Below are 24,261 nucleotides of genomic sequence, written 5' to 3' on the forward strand. Positions count from 1 at the left end.
CACGCTACATTACTTCAATCTTCCCGGGATGCGGCAGGGCTGAATATGCCAAGGACTTCTCTTGCCGCAGCAACCGTGGTGTTCACAGGATGCCGAATCATTATGAAGTACTTAATCGAAAACAAAGTATTTTATAACTCTGGGTCGGGTAAACTCATTCATATCGATATTGGCGTAACGGAAAAACACCAGTTAACAAAAACGGCTAATCATATTCTGGCTATACTGATTGCATCTCATGGTGAGGTCGTGTCCCGGCAAAGCCTGTTAGAGAAGGTGTGGGAGTCGCGGGGGCATGCAGCATCAAATTCCTCTTTAAATCAGTATATTAGTATTCTCAGAAAGAAGTTATTATCCTTAACGGGAATAGATAATGCTATTTTGACAATCCCCGGCGCTGGTTTCTCTCTCTCAGCAGAGATCAAAATAAAACGATGTGATGAAGTCGTTAAGGGAGTCTCCCCTCCAGGAAGATTTCGTCACCTGAAACTCGGTGGCGCTATGGCTCTTGTATGCAGCCTGATTTTTATTTTTGCCATAAAATATGAAGTTGCTGCAACATCGATCCTATCGAAAGAATCGGATAACCTGACTCGTATTGGACAGTGCCACATAAAATCTTACGTCCAGATTCCAGAGAGTATGCAGGGGAAAATTATTAATGTTCTGACTATGCATCATCCAGTCCTGCTTGAGTATTGTCAGAGCAATCCGGCCAGGTTGATAATTTATGTCCCAAGAAGCGTACTTCATGGTCGGTCTGGAGAAATATTTTCCTCATTTTGCCCTGCGGATAGCATAAGCAATAAAATCATCTACTGTAATAATGTCTATGCAAATAAATGGAGGCAACGTGATTAAGAATAAATTCTATCTATACTCTATTTTTTTGTGTTGTGTGGTAATTGCTATTGTTTTTTATTTATTAGATTTCCTGAGCAGGAAGAATAAAATAAAAACATGTGAGGCAAGTATTTTTTATACTATTTCAGCGTTGAGTGATTCATATACCTTTGATGGTCGTGTTTTATTTGATATGAGTAATAACACTGGCTATATTGCGTTGTCGGGAAAAATAGTCGATGGCGATGAATCTTACTATCTTTCGCAGGATATTACTTTTGATTATCTGGAGGTAGGCGAAGGGCGATACAAAATCCAGCCCGGGGAGCGACGTGATAATAAACATGGAGATGCTCCTGATAACCTGGTTATGCCAATCTACGATATAATGGGGCTATCAGGAAAATCGCCCATATTTATCTTTACCAAAAGTAGAGACTATATAGTCTGGGGAACACTTAATGCACCGGCTATGACCTGTGTCTTTACTATGGATAGATGAGCGGCGGATATTCGTTATGTTTTGAATTACTGAAAATCCCCGACGACTCGCGCCGCCGGGAACGATATTACTTCGTTGCCCCTTCCAGAGTCACTTTGTCATTCTCCCCGCTGGTGATGCTCTGCTGATGGAGGCTATCGGCGAGTGTGACGTCATTTACCGCGAAGAATTCCCAGGCCTGCGGCGTGTTGGCGAACGTCACTTCATCAAACTGACTGTCGTGGAGGAAAGAGATACTGGTGGCTTTGGTATTGCGGAATTTGACGTTGGAAAAACGCAAATTCTGGTGATAAGCATCGCGAGAGTAAGTTAGTCCAAATGACTCCGCCATTTCGGCGATGGTCATCCCATCCACCAGAATGCTGTTTTTCGCCGAAGTACCGTCAACGGTGACGTTCTGTACCTGAACATCGCGGAACTGAGCGGGCTCATCGGCTGGCGTCGTATCATTCACATCCGCGCTGTATTTAATCGTAAAAACAAACGGTTCTTTAGCGATATTCTGCATCGCGTTATTGCGGAACAGTACATCGCGCACGCCGCCGCCATAGTAGGGGCGACTCTTCATGCGCAGGCCAACATCGGTCATATACATCACGTTATCCTCGGCGCGAACTTTCTCGATCCATGCCCCGGTATGGCTGCCGGTCACCACGGCACCGTGGCCTTTGCGGAAATAGTTATTAAAGATCCAGGCCCCGCTTTGTGGTTTTTGATGGAAGGTTTCCGCCCCTTTACCAAACCCGGCGGCAAAGTTGACGCAATCATCTCCGGTGTCGAAAAAGTTATTGAAGACTAAAGCGTTTTGACTATTGCCGAACTCCACGCCGTCGGCATTATTGCCATCAAAAGTCTGGTGGATCAGCCCGTTAAGGGTAATGTTTTCCGACTCAAGCGCCATCACGCCGTGGAAGGCGGGGTTACGAATGGTGAGTCCGGCAAGGTAGAGATTTTGCACGCCGCGCAGGGTCATCAGGCTGGAACGGCGGTTTTTATAGGCGTTATTGCTTTCAACGCCTTCGCCGATGGCTTCCTCGGTCTGATTTTTTGCCAGAATGCCGTCTGTGCTGACTTTTTTAGCATTGCTCGCGCGGTACTGCGGCAACTCGTTACCCAGTTCATCGGTAATCGTCGCCTCGCCGCCGTTTTTTACGCCCCGGGTCCAGCCGTTGCCGTCAATGGTCCCCTGGCCGACGATGCGAATATTACGAAACGTTCCGGCGGGGGATTTGCCTTTATCGTTGCTTTCCAGCACGTTAATTAATGATGGCGGGCGACGAGGCTGCGGATGATCGCTGTAGGGATAGAGGTAATAGCCTTTTTCCAGCGGATATTGAGCCGGATCTTCCGAGCCCAGCAGCGTCGCGCCAGCCGCAATCTCCAGCGTCATATCGCTGTGCAGGAAGAGTGCACCGGTTTTGAATTCGCCGCCGGCAATGACCACCTTGCAACCCTGCGGATATTGCGTGACGGTACAGCTATCAATCGCTTGCTGTAAGGCCTGGGTATTCAACGTTGTGCCATCGTCTCTCGCACCGAACGCTTTGGCTTCAATAATATGTGGGGTTTTACTGGTGCGCGCTTTAATTATGGCGCTATCCGGGGATTCTTTACCCTCCGCATAGACCGCGCGTATCGTAAATTCATATTCCGTATCCGGCTTCAGGCCGCCGACGGTATAAGTACGCAGGTCGATTTGCTGCTGCCAGCCGTCGCTGGCAACGTGCTGGTAAAAGTTATCAATATAGGGCTTTGCCGGGGAATAGTGGTTCTGATTGTCTCTTGCGCTACCCAGCCGCTCGCCGTCACGATAGATAACGTAGTCCACGACCTGTTCCGTCTCTGACTCCGGTTTTTCCCAGACCAGCACCAGGCTGTTTTCATCGGCAGAAAGTATCGGAACCATCACATTCTGCGGCGCGGAAGCGGGCGCATCCTGGTGGTTATCATTCGCGCCGCTGTTGTCATTACAGCCGCTTGCCACCCCGGCCAGAGCGAGGGTGAGTGCCAGCATACAGCGTGAAGGTTTGAAGCTATTGCGCATGGATTTTCCTTAATGTCATATTTTATGGAAAAACAAAACCAAACTTCATTAAAAATGAAATTATATTTTATATTTTTGCAGGAAAATAAATGCGCTTAAGCTCAATTTTTCAGCAGAGAAAAATTTATGCTTACCGACGATGAAAAGGTGACAAGTAGACAGACATCACCGACCCGCGCGCCAACTACTCCGGTGAGTCATCAATACGATACCCGCGTGACGTGGGTACGACATGCGCAAAACCCGACCCGCCAAGATGCATACCTGCAATCAGCAGGTTTTCGCTTGCGGCCTGAGCAAGGATCGCTTCCCGCGTTATTCTGGCCTGTACCGGATCGCAATCAAAAGCGATAGAAACGGCGGGCTGCGCGGCCTGAATATGTGGAAAATGAACGATATCACCCCAAATCAGCAGGCTGCTATGGCCTGTGTCAATGCGAAACCCGCAGTGGCCTGGCGTATGGCCGGGTAGCCAGAGTGGACGAATACCCTCGACCACTTCACGATTATCCAGAAAACTGAGGTTGTGCGCCCAGGCGTCAAGCGTGCGGCGGGCGAGGGCGAAGTTACGCTGCCCCCGTTCATTGGCCCGTTTTAGCATGCAGTCATCCTGCCAGTATTCGGCTTCCAGAGGGTGAAGATGCAGCCGGGCGTTGGGATAGACTGGCGCCCCGCTCGCATCCAGCAGGCCGCCGATATGATCCGGGTGCGCGTGGGTCAACAGCACGGTATCAATATCTTTCGTCGCGACGCCTGCGGCCTGCAGACTTTCCAGCAATACGCCGCCCGCATTATTCAGTCCTCCCGTACCGGCATCCACCAAAATGGTTCGTCCTCTCCCACGGATAAGATAACCATTAATGTCAATATTACCGAGGTCGGATATGCCCGCGGAGTGCTGGATTTCCCCGGCGTCATGGCTATCTATACCGGACAGCAGCGCCAGGCTGGCGGACATGCTGCCATCGCTAAGGGCGGTAACCAGAAAATCGCCAATCTGACGGGAAATAAATGAGGGATTGTGCATAAATACCTTTTACAGGATAAAGAAATCAATAGAGTGATGTTTGATCATGCTATGTTCTGTATTTAGCGGTCGGAAGCGATATTCTTTCACTACTCAATGATATTTAGTCACTAAAACCGAAAAACCGAGATTGCCAGAATGCGAAGAAAACTCCCCAGCAGCACCTCTCTGCAGGCCTTTGAGGCTGCCGCCCGGCACGGTAATTTTGCCCGCGCGGCGGAAGAACTCTCGTTAACTGAGGGGGCGGTCAGTCGGCAAATTGCCCGGCTCGAATCCCTGTTGGACTGTAAGCTATTTGATCGGACAGGGAGCCGGGTGCGGCTCAATCCTAACGGCGCGCGCTACGCGCACCATGTCCGCGAAACGCTGGAACGGCTTGAGCGCGATACCCAGTACCTGATGGGGGCAGCGGACGGCAGCCGAAGTCTGGAAATCGCTGCGCCGCCCACCTTCGCCAGCCGCTGGTTAATCCCCCGCCTGGGCGATTTTCATCGAAAGCATCCGGATATCACGCTGAATATCGCGGTCAGAACCGATCCGTTTATTATTACTGGCAGCGGTTTTGATGCGGCGGTTCACTTCGAGCATCCCGCGTGGGCCGGAATGCACAGGCAATTTTTGTTTGAAGAGAGGCTGGTGCCGGTGTGCCACTCAGCCTTACTCACGGGAAGGGACATCGTCAGCCAACTGAACGAGCTTCCGCGCATTCATCGACTGCAGAATCCTGAGGCCTGGCATCGCTACGCCGAGGAGTGCGGGATCACGCTGGAAAACCCGGCGCAGGGCGTGCGCTACGATCTGCACGAAATGGCGATTGCCGCCGCGCTGTCCGGACAGGGCGTTGCGCTGGTGCCTCATGTATATGTCGAAAATGAGCTCGAAAACGGGCTGTTGGTTGCACCCTGGCCGGTAGCCCGCACTCTCAGCAAGCGCTTTTGCCTGGTAAAGCCGCTGGAAGAGGGTATCAATGAATCAGCGCTGCAGGCATTTGAACAGTGGCTGGTTGTGCAATAAAAGGCCCAACAGCAAGCCGGGCCTCAACGTTCTAAGAATCAACTATCAACGCAGCGGAATTCGCGCTACGCTTTCTTCGGTGTTGGCTTTTGCCGCCGCACCGTCGTTTTTCACGGTGACAAACAGCGCGTGCGATTTGTTATCCAGCGCCAGGCTGTTTGGGTGTGGAAGCAGCGGAAGGGTTTGCAGATGAGCCAGCGTCTTACTCTCAAAGACGGAAAGCGAGCCTGCGCCTTTTTCCACCCGCACGCCGCCGCGATTGGTCACATAAACCCGTTCTTTCTCTTCATCAAGCAGCAGGGAAATCGGCACTTCCTGGGTCTCAACGCTGGTCAGTAGTTTGCCGTCCTGCGCGTTCAGAGCGAACAGGCGATGCCCGCTGCTGCGGCGAGTGTAGGTTTCTTTCAGATGATAGTTGCGGTACTTGTCGCGATCGATCCCCTGGTCAACGCCCAGAATCCGATCGTTTTTGCGGTCATAAACCAGATTCAGCAGTTGATCGGCCTGGATCTCATGCTTACTGGTTATTTCCAGTGTATCGGCATTGACGGTCATCAACTGACCCTGCATGTTCGAGACGAACACACGGCGTCCTTTTTCATCCAGCGCGATACCGACGGCATAGAAACCGAAGCCGGGAAGGGTTTTCTCCAGTTTGCCGGTGCGGGTATTCACCACGTAGAGCACGCTGTCCACGCCGTAACCGAGGCCTGGCAGGAACAGACGCCCGGTCTGGACATCAAATCGCGCCTCGCGGACTTTATACAGATAGCCTTCGCTGATTTTGAAACGCTTAAGCTCGGCGAGCATAAAATCGAGGCGTTCACCGCTCATGCCCGCTTTACGCCAGGCTGATTCAATATTGACCTCATCTTGTAATTTTATCGACCCCAGGCTGCGGTTGGTGGCGGTATCAACAATCCCCACGCTGCCGTTGAAGCCTTCGGTCAAATAGAGACGATTATTCTCATCGTCCAGCGCGACGCCAAAACCTTTGACATCAATAGAGATGGTGGCCTGCGTTTCCAGAGTTTGCGGATTGAGGCGCAGAACGGTCGATTTTTTCTCATCCTTCCAGTCCGGCGAGCTGACAAACACGGCATTTTGTTTTGCACTCCAGGCCAGCTCAACCACCGCTGGCGCGACGGCGGCGCGATGAATATCCTCCGGCTTGATAAGCGTCTCCTGCGCCTGAGCGAATGTCGCCGTTGCCATCAGCAAGGCGGTAAATAAACGAAAGTGGATCCCAGACATCCTGTTATCTCCAATTAAGGTGTTCGTTAAAAGCGTAATTCCACGGCGGCACCGACCAGGCGTGAGCGTTGCTGAATGGCGGTATAAACATCGTTGCTGCTGACCATCACCTTGCGGTCGGAATCAAACAGGTTTTGCGCGAACAACGTCGCCCGACCGTACATAAAGGTGTAAGCCAGCTGCGCATTCGCCGACCAATAAGAGCCGATACGACCACGTGAGTCGTTGTCGTAGGCGGAGTAGTAGGAGTCGGAGAAGGCGACGTTGCCGCTCAGCTCCCAGCCGCTGGCAACCTGCCAGGCGGCGCCGACGTTGGCGGTATACGCAGGAGCGCGGGCCAGCTCGTGACCTTCAACGCCGCTGCCGGGGAATTCGGCAATTTTGGTTTTCAGTAAACCGATATTGCCGGAAAGCTCCAGATCCCAACGCGGTGTCCAGGTGGCTCCCATCTCTGCGCCCCAGGTTTCAACCTTATCGGCATTACGGATTACCGTAGAATTGGCGGCGAGGTAATAGGGGAGCTGCATATCTTTGTAGTCGTTGTAGAAAAGGTTGCCGGTTAAGACTACGTTGCCATCGTTCAGGGCGTGGCGAGTATAAAGCTCATAGTTCCAGACGTATTCCGAGTCATAGGTGTAGCTGGTGATCGGTGCGCTCAGCGTGATCCCCGCGCCGCCGGCGTTATAGCCTCGCGCAACGCGTGCGCCCCAGGTTTGATTGGCCTCCGGTTTCCAGGCGACGTCCAGTTTCGGTAAAAAGACGTTGTAAGTTTCGTCAAAATCAATGCGCACGCTCTGGCTGCCGCCGAGACGTTTGCGGTGCTCGCGCTCAAGGCGGGTGGAGGTCGTAATATCCACCTGCGGCGTGACCGCCCAGGTCAGCTCGCCGTAGGCTGAACTGGTGCGGGTATCATCGGTGAAGGTGGAACCGCCAAAGATATAGACTGACTCATCCTGTGAGGCGTCGAAATAGCGTAATCCGGCAAAGCCCCGCAGGCGGCTGTCGCTATTGCCGAAGTGCACGACGGGTTCGACGTGCACTTCAGAACCATCGATTTTGGCTTTTGGCAGGCCGTCGGCGACGTAGCGGTTAATGTGGAACCCAGTGTAAATAAAGCGGTTTTCCAGCCGCAGGCCGTCATCGCCTTCCCAGGCAAGATCCCAGATACCGCTATTGACGTTGCTTTTAAACACCGCCCGCCGCCAGTCGTAACGGGAGCTGGTCGGGTGTGGCATCGGGTTAAGGCTTTCGTTTTGTGGAGCTCCGCTATCGGAGTGGTTGAAGGTGAGTTTGGTGGTGAGATTGCGCAGACCTGCCGGGTTGAATAGCAGCTTCGCGCGAGCGCTGGTGGTTTGTACTTCGCTCGGATCGCCGACCGGATCGTAGGCTGGTAAATCGATATCGCTGCGCCGCCGCTGGCGATCAACGCTGGCGCGGAAGGCCAGTTGTTCTTCAATAAGCGGAGCGTTAACCATCGCGGCAAGCTGGGATGAGTGCTGATTACCCGCGCCGCCTTTGAAGGCGCTCTCCCAGCCAAAATCCGGGTCTTTTGATGTCATCACGATGGCCCCGGCAATGGCGTTACGGCCTTGAATATAGCTCTGCGGTCCGCGAAAAATTTCCACCCGTTCCATATCCCACAGCGACTGCGGACCGTAGGCCTGTTCGTTATAGGTCAGCGAGCGACCATCAAGAGAAAGCCCCAGGCGCGGACGGGTCCCACTGAGAAACGCTCCGGCTCCGGTGCTCGGCCCGGAACCATCCACCCCGCGTACGGTTGGCAGATCGTTACCGATACCGATATCGACGGTGTTGGCAGTCATGCGCATCAGGTCAGAGACGGTTTCAGCTCCCGGCATGCTGTCGATCCGTCGGCTATCGAATACCTCAACGCTGGAGCCGGTATCGAGTAGCGAACGAGCGGTTTTTTCGCCGGTAACGATCATCAGATCCTGATCCTGATAACTGCTATCCGTGCGCTTTTTCTCCTGCTCTTCGCTCTCTGCGGCGAGTACATTAAGAGGAAGCAGGCAGCACAGGCCAACTAAAAGGGCGGGAAACCCGGAAAAATTCGCTGACTCAATCGGTTCTGACCGGTCAGTTGAAGCGTGGTGTTGAGCGGCGGTATGCGTGCTCATGCGTCATCTCTCCTTTATCCATAAGGTAAATTGATGACACTGCTCACGGCTAACTGACGGTGTACCGTTATTAGCGTGTTCTGGCTCTTTTTAAAGCGTTTTAATTAAAATCTAATGCCAGATGTAATTATTTGTTTCTGATGATAACGATTTTCATTATTATATGCTAGTCGCTATATTTTGTAGCTGGCCGGAAGAAAACTGCAGGGTGCAGAGGCTGAGAAGAGAAGCGCAGCAGCCATCGGGATACGGCTGCTGCTCAGATTCAGGCGTGGGATAACAGCGGGAACATCAGCTTATTCTCTTTGAAGATATTTTCTTTTTGTCCGTAGATAAACAAAATATCTTCCCCTTCGATTTTTTCATACTCGCCAACCCGGTTCTCTTTGGGGGTAAAGCCCAGTATGGCCTGATAAGTATTTTTATCGGCAAGTTCGTTAATAATGGCCGGTAGCGAGCGGCCGCTATCGCAGAAAATATCAAAAAAGATCAGCGCCGGACCGTTTTGCATCGCAATCGCGATAGCCTGATTTTTCTCTGAATAATAGACGAAGTGCTTCATAAAAGCGGAGCAGTAGAACATTAATAAACCGAAGTTATCCTCTATCCGCAGTTGCGAAAATGGATTCGATTTTTGATAGTACTGCCGCAATAGCGCAACGTTTTCCGGTTGGTCCATATCCAGCTTGCGGAAGTCGCCTGCTGCGGGCATCACCGGCATAATATACTGATGCTCGTCGGTGCGCTCGAAGCCGAATTTTGGATAAAAATCAACGGTTGTCGGGTTAGCGAAGAGAAAGAATGCGTCGGCTTTATCCTGCCAGTCCGCCAGAATTTCATTAACAAGCTGCCCGGCCAGCCCCTTGTTTCGATGGTCGACATCGGTCATCACGGTACCGATTTGAATATAGCGGCGGGCTTCACCTTGCCAGACCAGATCGATGATATTGGCAGAGGCGTTAGCAATCACTTTATTGTTGCTCACCAGAGCGTAGGGAATATAGGCGTCGGTCCAGTAACCTTTGCGATACCACTCTTTAAAGGAGAGGTCGAAGGTTTTAATCGCCAGGTCAATGAAGCTATTTCTTAAAACGTCATTGTGCACAATTTGCTTAACTAATTTCCAGGTCATCGTCATTTTCCTTTTTTATCCGTTTTAATATCCGACAGGCCTTCAGGTAAGACATCCTCTCTCTATCACCTTTTTGGCGTTGAGTATGGTGTTTTTATTCTGTTTGTACAGTTTCAGCCTAAAGCTATCTTTCAGGACGTTGGCTCGGTCACAGTTAAGCTGTTTGTGGTTAAACCGCCTAAGGCTGAACCTTTCTTATCCTCTGAAAGAGTAGCAATACAAAAACCGCAGATCCAAGTATGTTAATTTACAATTAAATTTTAATTTGTGAAGTAACCTCATCCTGAACGCCTCTTTAGATTACCCATTTCCTGTTACATAAACCCCAGGGCACTTCTGCAGTTTTGCATACTATTGCTTTCGTGAGAGAGATCGCAAAACTTTCAGACGTTTCGCGATTGCGCTTGCTTATTGAAGCGGGCTGAGTATGTTTAAAACAACTTCACAAAAAACCGTGAAAAGATAAAGTACATCACAACTGTATTTGAAGGATTGCATAACATGTCAGAATTAAAGTTCGCCACCCGTCTGAACTCTTTCGCATCAGGGGCTTATCTCTATTGGCCGGAGCTGAAGGGGAAGCCAACCGTATTGCAGATGATTGAACGTGCCGGGAAAGTAAAGGGCCTTACCCATCTTGATCTGAACTTCCCTCAGCATATGAACGACGATATCAATACCATGCGTCGGGCGATTGAAGACGCAGGTCTTGCCGTGAACGGTATGCAGATGCGCTGGGATGCTCCGCAGTATCGTATTGGCGCGTTTACTCATCCGGATCCAAAAATTCGCCGCGAGGCAATCGAGTTAACTAAGCGCGGTATTGATACCGGGCGTGAATTTGGCTCCAGGTTGATGACGCTCTGGATGGGGCAGGATGGTTTCGATTATTGCTTCCAGGCTGATTACAAAAAAATCTGGGACGATGCGGTCGGCGCAGTACGTGAGATCGCGGAATATGCGCCGGATATTGATATTAGTATCGAATATAAACCGAATGAACCGCGTGCGTTTAGCATCTTCCCGAACGTAACCACCTGCCTGCTGGCAGTTGAAGAAGCCGGAGCGCCAAACCTTGGGATCACCCTTGATTTTGCGCACGTTCTCTTCGCCAATGAAATTCCGGCCTACGCGGCGGCCATGGTTGCGCGCCGTTCCCGTCTGTTAGGACTGGATCTGAATGACGGTTGGGGAAAACGAGATGATGGACTGATGGCAGCCTCTGTTAACCCGCGAGCAACCCTTGAGTTTTTGTGGCAAATGCGCCGCGATGGTTATCAGGGGGCCTATTACTTTGACACCTTCCCGGATGCCAGCGGCCTCGATCCCATTCGTGAGGCTGAAACGAATATTGCCACCGTCACGCGACTGCTGAAACTGTGTGAAAAACTGGAAAACAACCAGCCGTTGCTGGATGCCATCGGTCGGCAGGACGCCGTCGCCTCTCAACAAATTGTTAATGACATCATGCTAGCCCGCTAGCACCAATGATGCTGACAAAGCCGTCAGGTCCACGATAAACATAATGAGAATAAAGGCTGAAAAATGAAAAAAATATTACTCTCTGTACTCGCTTCATCTCTGTTGTGTTCAAGCGTCTATGCGGCGGATTTACCGCCGCTACAATCCGATACTGAGCCGGATCGAACTGACTGGTCTCAACTGGAAAGCAAATACGGCCCGCTACCGGCGGCTGATAAGTCGCTGAAAATCGGCGGTGTATCTAAAACGTTGACCAATGAGTACTGGCGCTCTCTGGGGGAGGGCTATAAAAACGTCGCCAGTCGTTATGGTTTCACCGTGGCCTATCAGGCAGCGGCCAATGAAGAAGATCAGCTAGGCCAGCTTTCCATTGCTGAAACCCTGATTTCTCAGGGGTTTAATGGCCTGCTGGTATCTCCGCAGACGGATATCAACCTCTCCCCGGCGCTGGAAAGCGCGAAGAAAAAGGGGATTCCGGTGATTAACGTGAACGACGCTGTTATGCCCAACGCGCAATATTACGTCGGGAACGTGCAGAAAGATAACGGCGTTCGCGTGGCTAAATGGTTCATCGCGCATCATCCACAGGGGGGAAAGGTGGCGGTAATCGAAGGCCAGCCTGGTGTTTATGCGGCCGGGCAACGCACCCGTGGGTTTAAAGAAACGCTTGCAGAGAACGGCAAATTTAACATTGTTGCCAGCGTACCGGCCAACTGGAGTCGCGAGCAGGCATTCAACGCGGCGAGCACTATCCTGCAACAGCATCCCGACCTGATAGGTTTTTATTCCAATAACGACACCATGGCACTCGGCGTAGTGGAAGCCGTTCGCTCTCTCAAGAAATCCGGACAGGTTTCTGTGTTCGGCACCGACGGGATTTCCGATGCCTATGCCTCAATCAAGCGCGGTGAATTGACCGGTACGGTAGATAGTTTCCCCGTGTTGACTGGTGAAGTGGCTATGGATGTCATGATTCGTCTGATTAACGGTCAGAAACTGTCGCGCGTAATCTCCACCCCTCAGGCATTAATTACCAAAGAGAACGTTGATGCGTTTTCGACTAAAGATAACAACGCGTTACGTCAGCTACTGACCCAACAATAAGGTGCGCGGAGAGTTTATGGAACAGTATCGTTTAGAGATGCGCGGCATCAATAAAACTTACGGAAATACCGCCGCGTTACAGGATGTTGATTTTTGCGTCAGACCAGGGGAAGTCCACGCGCTTATTGGTGAAAATGGCGCCGGAAAATCGACGTTGTTGAATATTCTTTCCGGCGTACGCAGTGCGGATAAAGGAGACATCAGCGTTGGTGGGCGTCAGGTGCTGATAAAAAATCCGCTCAGCGCGCGTCACGCCGGCATCGCTATGATTCACCAGGAGTTACAGCATGTTCCTGAACTCTCCGTTGCGCAAAATATGTTTCTTGGACGCCCGCTCACTAAAGCAAAGGGAATGTGGCTGAATAAGAAGGAGCAAGAGGAGAGGGCGAGGCGGATATTAAAACAGCTCGATCCTTCTATCGACCCCGGCGAGCCGATTAAAAACCTGAAAGTCTCGCAGCAGCAAATTGTGGAGATTGCCCGAGCGCTGCTTGATGATGCCAGGATTATTGCTATGGATGAGCCAACCTCCAGCCTGACGCCCAGAGAGTTCGAGCGCCTCGCTGAGTTGATTGCTGACCTGAAAGCAATGGGTGTTTCTCTCATCTACGTTTCTCACAAAATGAATGAGATATTCAAAGTGTGCGACCGGGCTACCATCATGCGCGATGGCAGGCAGGTTGGCGTAGTGAATATCAGTGATGAGAGCGAAGAAAGTATTGTCGCCAAAATGGTCGGCAGGAAAATTGAGCATATTGCGCATAACTCCTGGGCCACTGAACAAAAGGTTCTGACGGTTGAAGGACTGACGAGTTCGGCAGTTAGCCCGGCTAGTTTTACCGTCTGCGCCGGAGAGGTTCTCGGGATCTCGGGCCTGGTGGGTGCAGGAAGAACCGAGCTGCTAAAGCTTATTGCCGGGATAGATAAACGCACCGGCGGTACGATACGGGTTAATGATCAACTGGTTGAGCGTCAGGATGTCAGGGCGGCGATCAAAGCCGGGATAGGGTTAGTCCCTGAGGATCGTAAAAAGGAAGGGATTATTAAGGAACGAGCGGTAAAGATGAATATGGCTCTACCGTCAATGCGTCACTTTACTCGCGCAGGACTGGTTAACACCGCAAGGCTCAATCAGGTTGCCGATAAAGTGATGTCGGATTTGAAGCTGCGCCCGCTGGATATTGAAAAAACGATTGGCACCCTAAGCGGAGGAAATCAGCAAAAGGTGATTATTGGTCGTTGGGTTGCTGCAGATGCACAGGTTTTTTTATTTGATGAGCCGACCAGGGGAATTGATATTGGGGCAAAGTCAGAAATATATAATCTGATAGAAAAACTCGCCGCAGCCGGTAAAGCTATTATTGTGGTTTCATCAGAAATGACAGAAATCATTAGGATTTCTGACCGTGTTCTGGTTATGCGGGAAGGGAAAATAACTCAGGAGTTAACGGGGGATTCTATTACTGAAGAGAATATCGCCCGTTTTGCTATTAATGATGCGGGCCATATTGCCTGACTTATCACCAGTAATATTGAAAGGCCATAACCATGATGACACAAGCAAGTAAAAATAGAACATTACCGTCCTCACTGCTTAAATTTAATGTGCGCGATGCTGGGACGTTAATCGGATTGCTGATAATTATTGTTACCTTCTCTTTTTTATCACCGGTATTCTTGACGTTACCTAATTTACTTAATGTTCTTCAGCAATCTTCAATTAATGCATTAATTGCCCTGGGAATGACTTTAGTTATCATTTCTGGTGGTATTGATTTATCCGTTGGCCCGACCGCCGCAATGTCAGCCGTCTTCGGCGCTTCGCTCATGGTTGCAGGGGTTCCTGTTCCGCTGGCTATCCTGATGACGCTGGGCGTCGGCGCAATGTGCGGACTTTTCAGCGGCACGCTTATCGCATGGGCTGGCTTACAGCCGTTTATTGTCACCCTGGGGGGGTTATCGCTTTTCCGGGCTATTGCGCTGATCTTTACTGGTGGCAATCCGGTATTTGGTATCCCTGCATCGTTCAGGGATATCATTAACAGCTCGCTGTTTGGCGTGCCAATGCCGATTGTTATTGTCGCCATTATTGCTTTTGTGCTGTGGACGGTGATGAACAAAACCCCGATCGGAGAATATATTCTGGCGATTGGCGGTAATGAAGAAGCTGCACGCGTGGCGGGCGTACCGGTCAGACGTACGAAAATTACCGTTTACGTCATCTCTGGTGTTCTTGCCTCGCTGGCCTCACTGATACTGATTGGCCGCCTGGGCGCAGCGGAACCCACTATCGGAACATTATGGGAGCTGGATGCCATTGCCGCCGCGGCGATTGGTGGAGCGTCGCTGATGGGGGGCAAAGGCAGCATATTCGGCACGTTAATCGGGGTTATTATTCTGGGGGCATTACGTAACGGACTGACGCTGCTCAATATTCAGGCATTTTATCAATTGCTTGCAACAGGCCTTATTATTATCATAGCGATGTTAATTGACAGAGCAACCCGAGGCAAGTAATGAAGCAGGATCCACGAGCCATTGGCGCTCAGATACGTATGCGTTTGCCCCAACTGACACCACTGGAACGTCGTGTTGTTGAGGCAATAATTTCCCGGACCGATCTGACGGAGCAGACTTCTTTAAAAGAAATTGCTCAGGAAAATAATGTCTCGGAAGCCATGATTGTTAAAATAACTAAAAAGCTTAACTTTACTGGTTTCAGACATTTCAGAAGTAGCCTGATTTATTATAACGAATCAGAAGTTGCGGGATTGCATGCGGAAATTGAGCCTGATGATACCTCTGAACAGCTTCTGGCTAAGGTATTTCGCACCTCAATTCAGGCTATCGAAGAGACCATGTCTATTCTTGATATTTCTGAATTCAATCGTGCGGCGGATATTATATTTAAAGCGCGTCATATTGATCTGTATGCCGTTGGTGGTTCAGCGACAGTTGCCCGCGATCTTGCGCACAAACTGCTGAAAATAGGCATAAAGTCTTCAGTTTATGATGATGCGCATATTATGTTGATGTCTGCTGCTGTGCTATCTGATGATGATGTGGTGATTGCCATAAGCCATTCCGGAGCGACCCGTGCGGTGAATGCTCCGGTGAAACTTGCCGCACGTAACGGCGCCAAAGTTATTGTCGTCACTAATTATGCAGAGTCACCTATTGCGCAAAACGCGCATGTGGTACTGAATTCAACATCTCAAGGGTCGCATCTACTTGGCGAAAATGCCGCATCGCGTATTGCTCAGCTCAATATATTGGATGCGCTGTTTGTGGCTATCGCTAAAAAGGATCTTAGTCGGGCAGAGAAAAACCTGATGAAAACCCAGCGTGCGGTTCAGGATCTTCGGGAGTTCTAGTTATGAACAAAATTGCAGTCGCAGGCAGCCTTCATTACGACATTATGATTGATGCACACCATCGGCCTGAGAAAGGCGAAACGGTAATGGGCACCGCCTGTCGCTATAAGTTTGGCGGCAAAGGGGGGAACCAGGCGATCTCAGCGGCCAAATCTGGCGCAGAGGTCTGTTTTGCCGGAGCTGTTGGCACGGATGAGCAGGGCCGTTTCCTGGTTGATACCTTACGACAGGCAGGTATTGATGTCAGCGCGGTGGCGTTGGTGGCGGATAGCCCTTCGGGGATGAGCGTGGCTATTTCCGATGAGGAAGGCGATTATGGTGCGGTAGTGGTCTCTAACGCTAACCAGAAAATTCCCGCTAGCGTATTTCAGGACGCGCACTTCTGGGACAACGTCAGCATGCTGGTTTTGCAAAATGAAGTCCCTGAGACGGTTAATTTGCTGGCAGCGAGTACGGCAAAACAGCGCAGCATCCCAGTGTGTATTAATGCCGCACCAGCGCGCCGTCTTGGCGAGCAGTTTGCTGCGCTTATCGATATCCTGATCGTCAACGCCATTGAAGCTCGTGATATGTGTGGCGTCACCGTCGAGGATTTAGCCTCGGCGCAGCAGGCCGCGACGGCACTGGCGAAGCGCTTTAATAAGGTGATTGTGACCGCCGGTGAACATGGTGTCGCCTGGTGCGAGTCTGGTGATGTTGCTCAAACTTTACCCGCTCAGAAGGTTAAACTGGTTAGCACTCATGGGGCCGGAGACTGCTTTGTGGGAGCGCTGTGTGCCTCTTTAACGGCCAATAAGTCGTTAGCGGAAGCGGTGGCGAGTGCCAATGCTGCAGCGGCCCGACATGTCTCGCAGTCGAATGTTTAATCATTGGTTGTCATTACACGTCTAAGCGCTGAAGTTCAGCTATTGTTGGCTGAACTTCAGCGTCCGAAAAGGGCCCCAGCTTTCTGGTCGTTCGAAAAATTCATAAGCCCTCTATTTTTCCTCCTCACAAACAATCCCTACGACCTCATCTTATTGCTACTTTTAAAGTGCTCACAAATATCCTCTTTGGTTATCTGATTTTTATCATTCGCAAATGAAATTTTGCCAGGCATTAAAAACGAAGAGGAATATATCGCGTTCAAGGTCATGACCCCTATCATAAATAGGTAGGGGAAATGTGTTATCATCGCGCCTTTCCCTTTTTCGTCCTGGGGCTCTTGTTTATGCAACAACCTGTTGTTCGCGTTGGAGAATGGCTGGTTACTCCCTCTGTTAACCAAATTAGCCGCAAGGGGCGTCAGCTAACTCTCGAACCGCGCCTGATCGATCTTCTGGTTTTCTTTGCCCGCCATCCCGGAGAAGTACTCAGCCGGGACGAGCTTATTGATAACGTCTGGACTCGCAATGTGGTGACCAGTCACGTTGTGACGCAAAGTATCTCCGAATTGCGCAAATCTTTGAAAGATGGCGACGATAGCAGCCTGGAATATATCGCTACCGTACCCAAACGCGGCTATAAGCTGACGGTACCGGTTATCTGGTGTACGGAAGAGGGGGAGGAACTGACGCCGGTTATTCCTGCAGAAACACCGATGGCTGAACCTGGCACGCCGTCGGCCTCCCCGCAGCCCAATATGGCCGCGCCGGAGATTGCGCCGCCCGCAAAACCTGAAAAACGTAAGCGGATTAGCACCTTTATCGTCTGGGGACTGTTCCTGCTGGCCCTCGGCAGCTGCGTGGCGCTGGTGGCACTATCGACTCTGGAGTCGCGCCCGCCGGTCACTAAGGCGCGGCTGCTGCTCAACCCGCGCGATGTTGATATTCACCTGCTCAGCGGCAGCACCTGCAATAACTGGTCGTCACAGCACTCCTATGCCATCGGCTTAGGAAGCCTGATTACCACATCGCTGAACACCTTCTCCACCTTTATGGTGCACGACAAAACCAACTACAACATTAATGAGCCAAGCAGTTCTGGAAAAACGTTGACCATTGAGTTTGTCAACCAGCGCCACTACCGTGCTCAGCAGTGCTTTATGTCGGTTAAGATGGTCGATAACGCCGACGGCTCGACCATGATGGACAAGCGCTACTTCGTCACCAACGACAACCAGCTGTCGATTCAAAACGACCTGCTGAGCAGCCTGTCGGAGGCGCTGAAACAGCCGTGGCCAGCGCGCATGCAGGAGATGTTAAAGCAGTATCAACCCTCGCAAAGTATGGCGCTCACGCATTTCTATCAGGCCCATCAGCTATTAATGTACGGCGATGTCGATTCCCTCGGTAAGGCCAGCATTCTGCTGGAGGACGTTAATAAACAGTCACCGGACTTCACTTATGCTTATGCGGAAAAGGCGCTGGTTGACGTATTGCGCCATTCTCAGCAGCCGCTGGATGATAAACAGTTAGCCGATCTTTATAGCGAAATAACCCGAGTGGGTAATATGCCTGGGATTAAAGATATGGCAATATTTTATCAGATTAAAGCGGTGGATATGCTTGGCAAAGGAAAAGTCGATGAAGCCTACAGCGCGATTAATACCGGCATTGATCTCGAAATGTCGTGGATGAACTATGTGCTGTTAGGTAAAGTCTACGAAATGAAAGGGCAGAGCCGGGAAGCGGCCGATGCCTACCTGACGGCGTTTAATTTGCGCCCAGGAGAGAATACATTTTACTGGATTGAAAACGCCGTATTTCAGACCTCCGTAACCCGCGTTGTTCCGTATCTCGATAACTTCCTCGCTTCAGAATAAGTAAACCCTCATCATGGCCATGGTTTTGGCCATGATGAGGTTAATATTATGTTTCTCATGAGCCTCTCTGTTGTTATATATCTATAGCAATTTCCAGCCTGTTTGCAACACAATTTCAACATGCGGTGTTGTCCTAACTTGCTGTAAATATTCAATGTTTATCTTTTTTTGATATCAACTTGTCATCCTGATATGTTGCGCGAAAAAGGTCAAAATGTCATTTGTCTGATGTTTGTCGTTATTTCACTTTATCTTTAGGACTTATCTCGTACTAATCCGTAATCTTATTGGCAGTTGGTCGGGTCAATAAAAGGTTCATCATCATGATCTGTACCTCCCAAATAAACTTAGGAGAAAAGCAAACATGAGTTCTGCCAAGAAGATCGGGCTATTTGCCTGTACCGGTGTCGTAGCCGGTAATATGATGGGGAGCGGTATTGCACTATTACCTGCGAACCTGGCGAGTATCGGTTCTATCGCCATCTGGGGTTGGGTGATATCTATTATTGGCGCAATGTCTCTGGCTTATGTATATGCCCGACTGGCGACCAAAAACCCGCAGCAGGGTGGTCCAATTGCCTATGCGGGTGAAATATCTCCGGCGTTCGGTTTCCAGACTGGTGTCCTTTATTATCACGCAAACTGGATTGGTAATCTGGCAATCGGGATTACCGCCGTCTCTTATTTATCAACCTTCTTCCCAATTTTAAATAACCCGGTACCAGCAGGTATTGCTTGTATTGCTATCGTGTGGATATTTACCTTCGTGAATATGCTCGGCGGAACCTGGGTTAGCCGCTTAACCACAATTGGTTTGGTGCTGGTACTTATTCCGGTGGTGATGACGGCGGTTGTTGGCTGGCATTGGTTTGACGTTGCCACCTATCAGGCTAACTGGAACACTTCCGCGACGACAGATAGCCACGCGGTTATCAAAAGTATCCTGCTCTGCCTGTGGGCCTTCGTGGGTGTTGAATCTGCCGCAGTGAGTACCGGGATGGTGAAAAACCCGAAACGTACCGTGCCGCTGGCCACCATGCTGGGGACCGCGCTGGCAGGTATCGTTTATATCGCCGCGACTCAGGTTATTGCCGGTATGTACCCTGCCTCTGAAATGGCTGCCTCCGGCGCGCCGTTTGCGGTGAGTGCTTCCACTATGCTCGGTGGCTGGGCTGCTCCGGTCGTTTCCGCCTTTACCGCCTTTGCTTGTCTGACTTCGCTTGGTTCGTGGATGATGCTGGTCGGCCAGGCCGGTGTACGTGCGGCTAACGATGGTAACTTCCCGAAAATCTACGGTGAGCTGGACAAAAACGGTAACCCGAAAAAAGGTCTGCTGCTGGCCGCAGTGAAAATGACTGTTCTGATGGTGCTGATCACCCTGATGAACTCAACCGGCGGTAAAGCTTCCGACCTGTTCGGCGAGCTGACCGGTATCGCGGTTCTGCTGACCATGCTGCCTTATTTCTACTCCTGCGTTGACCTGATTCGCTTCGAAGGCATCAACATTCGTAACCTCGTCAGCCTGATTTGTTCAGTCCTTGGCTGCGGGTTCTGCTTCATCGCCCTGATGGGTGCAAGCTCCTTCGAACTGGCCGGTACCTTTATCGTCAGCCTGATTATCCTGATGTTCTACGGTCGCAAAATGCACCAGCGTCAGAGTAACGACAGTTCCGCTGATAACAACACCGCCAGCGCGCATTAATCAGTAACCCTATTCCTGAGGCTCCTTCCATCACCTGTCACGACGTGGCGGGAGGGGCTTTCTTTATCTGGAGATTTGACTATGAACGTTATCGCAATCATGAATCACATGGGTGTTTACTTCAAAGAAGAGCCCATCCGTGAACTGCATCGCGCCCTCGAACGCCTGGACTTCCGTATTGTCTACCCGAACGACCGTGACGACTTATTAAAACTTATCGAAAACAATGCGCGTCTGTGCGGCGTTATCTTCGACTGGGATAAATACAATCTCGAACTGTGTGAAGAAATTAGCAAACTGAACGAATACATGCCGCTGTACGCTTTCGCTAACACTTACTCCACTCTGGACGTGAGCCTCAACGATCTGCGTATGCAGGTTCGCTTCTTCGAATATGCGTTGGGCGCGGCGAATGATATCGCCGACAAAATCAAACAGAACACTGACGAATATATCGACACCATTCTGCCGCCGCTGACCAAGGCGCTGTTCAAATACGTGCGTGAAGGCAAATATACCTTCTGTACCCCAGGCCACATGGGTGGTACCGCGTTCCAGAAAAGCCCAGTTGGCAGCATCTTCTACGATTTCTTTGGTTCCAATACCATGAAATCTGACATCTCGATTTCGGTTTCTGAACTGGGTTCTCTGCTCGATCACAGCGGTCCACACAAAGAAGCGGAAGAGTATATTGCTCGCGTCTTTAATGCTGAACGCAGCTATATGGTGACCAACGGCACTTCTACCGCCAACAAAATCGTCGGGATGTACTCCGCGCCGGCCGGTAGCACCGTACTGATTGACCGTAACTGCCACAAATCGCTGACCCATCTGATGATGATGAGCGACATTACGCCAATCTACTTCCGTCCGACGCGTAACGCTTACGGCATCCTCGGCGGTATCCCGCAGAGCGAATTCCAGCATGCGACTATCGCCAAACGCGTGAAAGAGACCCCGAACGCCACCTGGCCGGTGCACGCGGTAATCACCAACTCCACCTATGATGGCTTGCTGTACAACACCGACTTCATCAAGAAAACTCTGGATGTGAAATCCATCCACTTTGACTCAGCATGGGTGCCTTACACCAATTTCTCACCGATTTACGCCGGTAAATGCGGGATGAGCGGCGGTCGTGTTGAAGGGAAAGTGATTTACGAAACCCAGTCTACGCACAAACTGCTGGCGGCGTTCTCCCAGGCTTCGATGATCCACATTAAAGGCGACGTTAACGAAGAAACCTTTAATGAAGCCTACATGATGCATACCACCACCTCTCCGCACTACGGCGTGGTGGCTTCTACCGAAACCGCGGCGGCGATGATGAAAGGCAACGCCGGTAAGCGCCTGATCGACGGTTCTATCGAGCGTTCAATCAAGTTCCGTAAAGAGATTAAACGTCTGAAAGGCGAGTCTGAAGGGTGGTTCTTCGACGTCTGGCAGCCGGAACATATCGATGGTGCTGAATGCTGGCCGCTGCGCTCCGACAGCGCATGGCACGGTTTCAAAAACATCGACAACGAACACATGTACCTCGACCCGATCAAAGTCACGCTGCTGACCCCGGGGATGAAGAAAGACGGCACCATGGATGAGTTCGGTATTCCGGCCAGCATCGTGGCGAAATACCTCGACGAACACGGTATCGTGGTCGAAAAAACCGGTCCGTACAACCTACTGTTCCTGTTCAGCATCGGTATCGACAAAACCAAAGCGCTGAGCCTGCTGCGCGCGCTGACTGACTTCAAACGCGCGTTCGACCTGAACCTGCGGGTGAAAAACATGCTGCCGTCGCTGTACCGTGAAGATCCTGAGTTCTATGAAAACATGCGTGTTCAGGAACTGGCGCAGAACATTCACAAACTGGTTGAGCATCACAACCTGCCGGACCTGATGTTCCGCGCATTCGAAGTGCTGCCAGCGATGATGATCACGCCATACGCTGCGTTCCAAAAAGAGCTGCACGGTCAGACTGAAGAGGTTTATCTCGAAGAGATGGTCGGTCGCGTCAACGCCAACATGATCCTGCCGTATCCTCCGGGAGTTCCGCTGGTGATGCCGGGTGAGATGATCACCGAAGAGAGCCGTCCGGTGCTGGAGTTCCTGCAGATGCTGTGCGAAATCGGTGCTCACTATCCGGGCTTCGAAACCGATATCCACGGTGCCTATCGGCAGGCGGATGGTCGTTATACCGTTAAAGTGCTGAAAGACGAAAACAACAAATAATCGATGCACAACAGGGAAGTGGCTTGCCACTTCCCTTTTTTCACGCTGCAAGGAGAACACATGAAAACACCCTCACAGCCGCGCGCGATTTACTACATCGTAGCGATCCAAATCTGGGAGTACTTCAGCTTTTACGGCATGCGTGCCTTACTCATCCTCTATCTCACCCATCAGCTTGGCTTCGATGACAGCCACGCCATCAGCCTGTTCAGCGCTTACGCTTCCCTGGTGTACGTCACTCCTATTCTCGGCGGCTGGCTTGCCGACCGCCTGCTCGGCAACCGCACGGCAGTGATTGCCGGCGCGCTGTTAATGACGCTTGGCCATGTGGTGCTGGGCGTCGAATCCGATTCCACCTGGAGCCTGTATCTCGCGCTGGCGATCATTATCTGCGGCTATGGCCTGTTCAAATCCAACATCAGCTGTCTGCTGGGCGAGCTCTACGCCGTTGACGACCCGCGTCGCGACGGCGGTTTTTCGCTGTTGTACGCCGCCGGTAACGTCGGCTCCATCGCCGCGCCAATCGCCTGCGGACTGGCGGCACAGTGGTACGGCTGGCATATCGGCTTTGCGCTGGCGGGGATCGGTATGTTTGTCGGCCTGATGATTTTCTTAAGCGGTAGCCGGTACTTCCGCGACACGCGCAGCGTCGATAAACAGGCGCTGCGGACGGTGAAGTTTGTGCTGCCGACCTGGGGCTGGCTGGTAGTGATGCTCTGCGTTGCGCCGGTATTTTTTACGCTGCTGCTGGAGAATAACTGGTCTGGCTATCTGCTGGCGATTGTCTGCGTGTTCGCTGCCCAAATGGTGGCGCGAATTATGGTCAAATCCCCCGAACACCGCCGCGCGCTGTGGCAAATCGTACTTCTAATGCTGACCGGTACGCTGTTCTGGGTATTGGCGCAGCAGGGCGGTAGCTCAATCAGCCTGTTTATCGACCACTTTGTTAATCGCCGCCTGCTGAATATTGAAGTGCCGACCGCGCTGTTCCAGTCGGTGAATGCCGTGGCGGTGATGGCGGCGGGCGTCGTGCTGGCGTGGCTAATGCGCCCCGAAGGCAGTACCCGTTCGGCGCTGCGCGTCTGGCTGAAGTTTGCCTTCGGTCTGGTGCTGATGGGCTGCGGTTTTATGCTGCTGGCGCTTAATGCGCGCCACGGTGCGACACAGGGCCAGGCGTCGATGGGCATGATGGTGGCTGGTCTGGCGCTGATGGGCTTTGCCGAGCTGTTTATCGATCCGGTGGCGATGGCGCAAATCACCCGTCTCAATATGCCCGGCGTGACCGGCGTGCTGACCGGGATTTATATGCTGGCGACCGGCGCGGTGGCTAACTGGCTGGCGGGCGTGGTGGCGCAGCAGACCACCGAGTCGCAAATCAGCGATACGGCGATTGTCGCGTATCAGCATTTCTTTGCGCAAATGGGCGAGTGGACGCTGGGCTGCGTGGTGGCGATTGTCATTATCGCTTTTGCCGCTGCCTGTAGCGTGGGCAAACGCCGCGCGGCTGCCGGTGATTTTCCAACTCGTGCGGACCTGTAGCCCGGACAGGTGCGCAGCGCCGCCTCCGGGGTCCATACCCAATAGCGGAGCGAAAGCCGCTCCTTGCACCGTTCACTAATCAGGAGGAGGATATTCTGGCGAGCGCGGAAGCCGAAGACAAAAAACTGTTACTT

18 protein-coding genes are annotated in these 24,261 nt (G+C 51.5%); 13 read left to right on the top strand and 5 right to left on the bottom strand.

All coding sequences use genetic code 11. From position 1 onward, the window contains the following. The first annotated feature begins 102 nt into the window (after nt 1-102). Both QVF11_RS03090 and QVF11_RS03095 read left to right on the top strand, forming a co-directional pair. Nucleotides 103-861: a winged helix-turn-helix domain-containing protein gene (locus QVF11_RS03090; protein ID WP_287855188.1), complete on the top strand. Its 759-nt coding sequence runs from the start codon at nt 103-105 to the stop codon at nt 859-861. Next, nucleotides 854-1,345 (top strand): hypothetical protein, encoded by a 492-nt coding sequence (locus QVF11_RS03095; protein WP_287855189.1) that lies wholly within the window; start codon nt 854-856, stop codon nt 1,343-1,345. Before QVF11_RS03090 ends, QVF11_RS03095 begins: the two co-directional genes overlap by 8 nt. 67 nt (nt 1,346-1,412) lie before the next feature. Here QVF11_RS03095 and QVF11_RS03100 read toward each other — a convergent pair whose 3' ends face one another. Both QVF11_RS03100 and QVF11_RS03105 read right to left on the bottom strand, forming a co-directional pair. Then, nucleotides 1,413-3,389: a glycoside hydrolase family 28 protein gene (locus tag QVF11_RS03100; RefSeq protein ID WP_287855190.1), complete on the bottom strand. Its 1,977-nt coding sequence runs from the start codon at nt 3,387-3,389 to the stop codon at nt 1,413-1,415. Between the two features lie 184 nt (nt 3,390-3,573). After that, nucleotides 3,574-4,416, bottom strand: coding sequence for an MBL fold metallo-hydrolase (locus QVF11_RS03105; protein ID WP_287855191.1), 843 nt, complete (start codon nt 4,414-4,416; stop codon nt 3,574-3,576). A 138-nt stretch (nt 4,417-4,554) separates the two neighbouring features. Between QVF11_RS03105 and QVF11_RS03110 the strand changes: the two genes are divergently transcribed. Then, the gene (locus QVF11_RS03110; RefSeq protein ID WP_287855192.1) at nt 4,555-5,430 is read left to right on the top strand and encodes a LysR substrate-binding domain-containing protein; all 876 of its coding nucleotides are present in this window, start codon (nt 4,555-4,557) and stop codon (nt 5,428-5,430) included. Nucleotides 5,431-5,475: 45 nt separating this feature from the next. On the opposite strand, the gene QVF11_RS03115 is transcribed toward QVF11_RS03110, so the two are convergent. The 3 genes from QVF11_RS03115 to QVF11_RS03125 form a co-directional block, all read right to left on the bottom strand. Next, a complete protein-coding gene (locus QVF11_RS03115) occupies nt 5,476-6,684 on the bottom strand; it encodes a YncE family protein (protein WP_287855193.1) in 1,209 nt (402 codons plus the stop codon). A 26-nt stretch (nt 6,685-6,710) separates the two neighbouring features. Continuing rightward, nucleotides 6,711-8,822: a TonB-dependent receptor gene (locus tag QVF11_RS03120; RefSeq protein WP_287855194.1), complete on the bottom strand. Its 2,112-nt coding sequence runs from the start codon at nt 8,820-8,822 to the stop codon at nt 6,711-6,713. Between the two features lie 265 nt (nt 8,823-9,087). Further along, on the bottom strand, nt 9,088-9,954 hold the full coding sequence (locus QVF11_RS03125) for a GNAT family N-acetyltransferase (protein WP_287855195.1): 867 nt from the start codon (nt 9,952-9,954) through the stop codon (nt 9,088-9,090). Between the two features lie 501 nt (nt 9,955-10,455). On the opposite strand from QVF11_RS03125, the gene QVF11_RS03130 reads away from it, so the two are divergent. The 10 genes from QVF11_RS03130 to dtpD all read left to right on the top strand — a co-directional run bounded on the left by QVF11_RS03130 (nt 10,456) and on the right by dtpD (nt 24,127). Then, nucleotides 10,456-11,436: a TIM barrel protein gene (locus tag QVF11_RS03130; protein WP_112215387.1), complete on the top strand. Its 981-nt coding sequence runs from the start codon at nt 10,456-10,458 to the stop codon at nt 11,434-11,436. Nucleotides 11,437-11,499: 63 nt separating this feature from the next. Further along, nucleotides 11,500-12,540, top strand: coding sequence for a sugar ABC transporter substrate-binding protein (locus QVF11_RS03135; protein WP_142512127.1), 1,041 nt, complete (start codon nt 11,500-11,502; stop codon nt 12,538-12,540). 16 nt (nt 12,541-12,556) lie between these two features. Beyond that, the gene (locus QVF11_RS03140; RefSeq protein WP_287855196.1) at nt 12,557-14,056 is read left to right on the top strand and encodes a sugar ABC transporter ATP-binding protein; all 1,500 of its coding nucleotides are present in this window, start codon (nt 12,557-12,559) and stop codon (nt 14,054-14,056) included. Between the two features lie 32 nt (nt 14,057-14,088). Next, complete coding sequence (locus QVF11_RS03145; RefSeq protein ID WP_112215384.1) at nt 14,089-15,057, top strand: ABC transporter permease; 969 nt, start codon at nt 14,089-14,091, stop codon at nt 15,055-15,057. Beyond that, nucleotides 15,057-15,914 carry a MurR/RpiR family transcriptional regulator gene (locus QVF11_RS03150; protein WP_112215383.1) on the top strand — a complete coding sequence of 286 codons (858 nt, stop codon included), beginning with the start codon at nt 15,057-15,059 and terminating at the stop codon, nt 15,912-15,914. Before QVF11_RS03145 ends, QVF11_RS03150 begins: the two co-directional genes overlap by 1 nt. Nucleotides 15,915-15,916: 2 nt before the next feature. Continuing rightward, nucleotides 15,917-16,780, top strand: coding sequence for a ribokinase (locus QVF11_RS03155; RefSeq protein ID WP_112215382.1), 864 nt, complete (start codon nt 15,917-15,919; stop codon nt 16,778-16,780). A gap of 344 nt (nt 16,781-17,124) precedes the next feature. Beyond that, the gene (cadC, locus tag QVF11_RS03160; protein WP_287855197.1) at nt 17,125-18,657 is read left to right on the top strand and encodes a lysine decarboxylation/transport transcriptional activator CadC; all 1,533 of its coding nucleotides are present in this window, start codon (nt 17,125-17,127) and stop codon (nt 18,655-18,657) included. A 364-nt stretch (nt 18,658-19,021) separates the two neighbouring features. After that, on the top strand, nt 19,022-20,359 hold the full coding sequence (gene cadB, locus QVF11_RS03165; RefSeq protein WP_142512122.1) for a cadaverine/lysine antiporter: 1,338 nt from the start codon (nt 19,022-19,024) through the stop codon (nt 20,357-20,359). Between the two features lie 81 nt (nt 20,360-20,440). Beyond that, nucleotides 20,441-22,588 carry a lysine decarboxylase CadA gene (cadA, locus tag QVF11_RS03170; RefSeq protein WP_112215379.1) on the top strand — a complete coding sequence of 716 codons (2,148 nt, stop codon included), beginning with the start codon at nt 20,441-20,443 and terminating at the stop codon, nt 22,586-22,588. A gap of 60 nt (nt 22,589-22,648) precedes the next feature. Beyond that, a complete protein-coding gene (dtpD, locus tag QVF11_RS03175; protein WP_142512121.1) occupies nt 22,649-24,127 on the top strand; it encodes a dipeptide permease DtpD in 1,479 nt (492 codons plus the stop codon). The last annotated feature ends 134 nt before the right edge of the window (nt 24,128-24,261 follow it).

This window comes from Klebsiella sp. (assembly GCF_027492335.1).
Taxonomy (GTDB): Bacteria; Pseudomonadota; Gammaproteobacteria; order Enterobacterales; family Enterobacteriaceae; genus Klebsiella; species Klebsiella huaxiensis.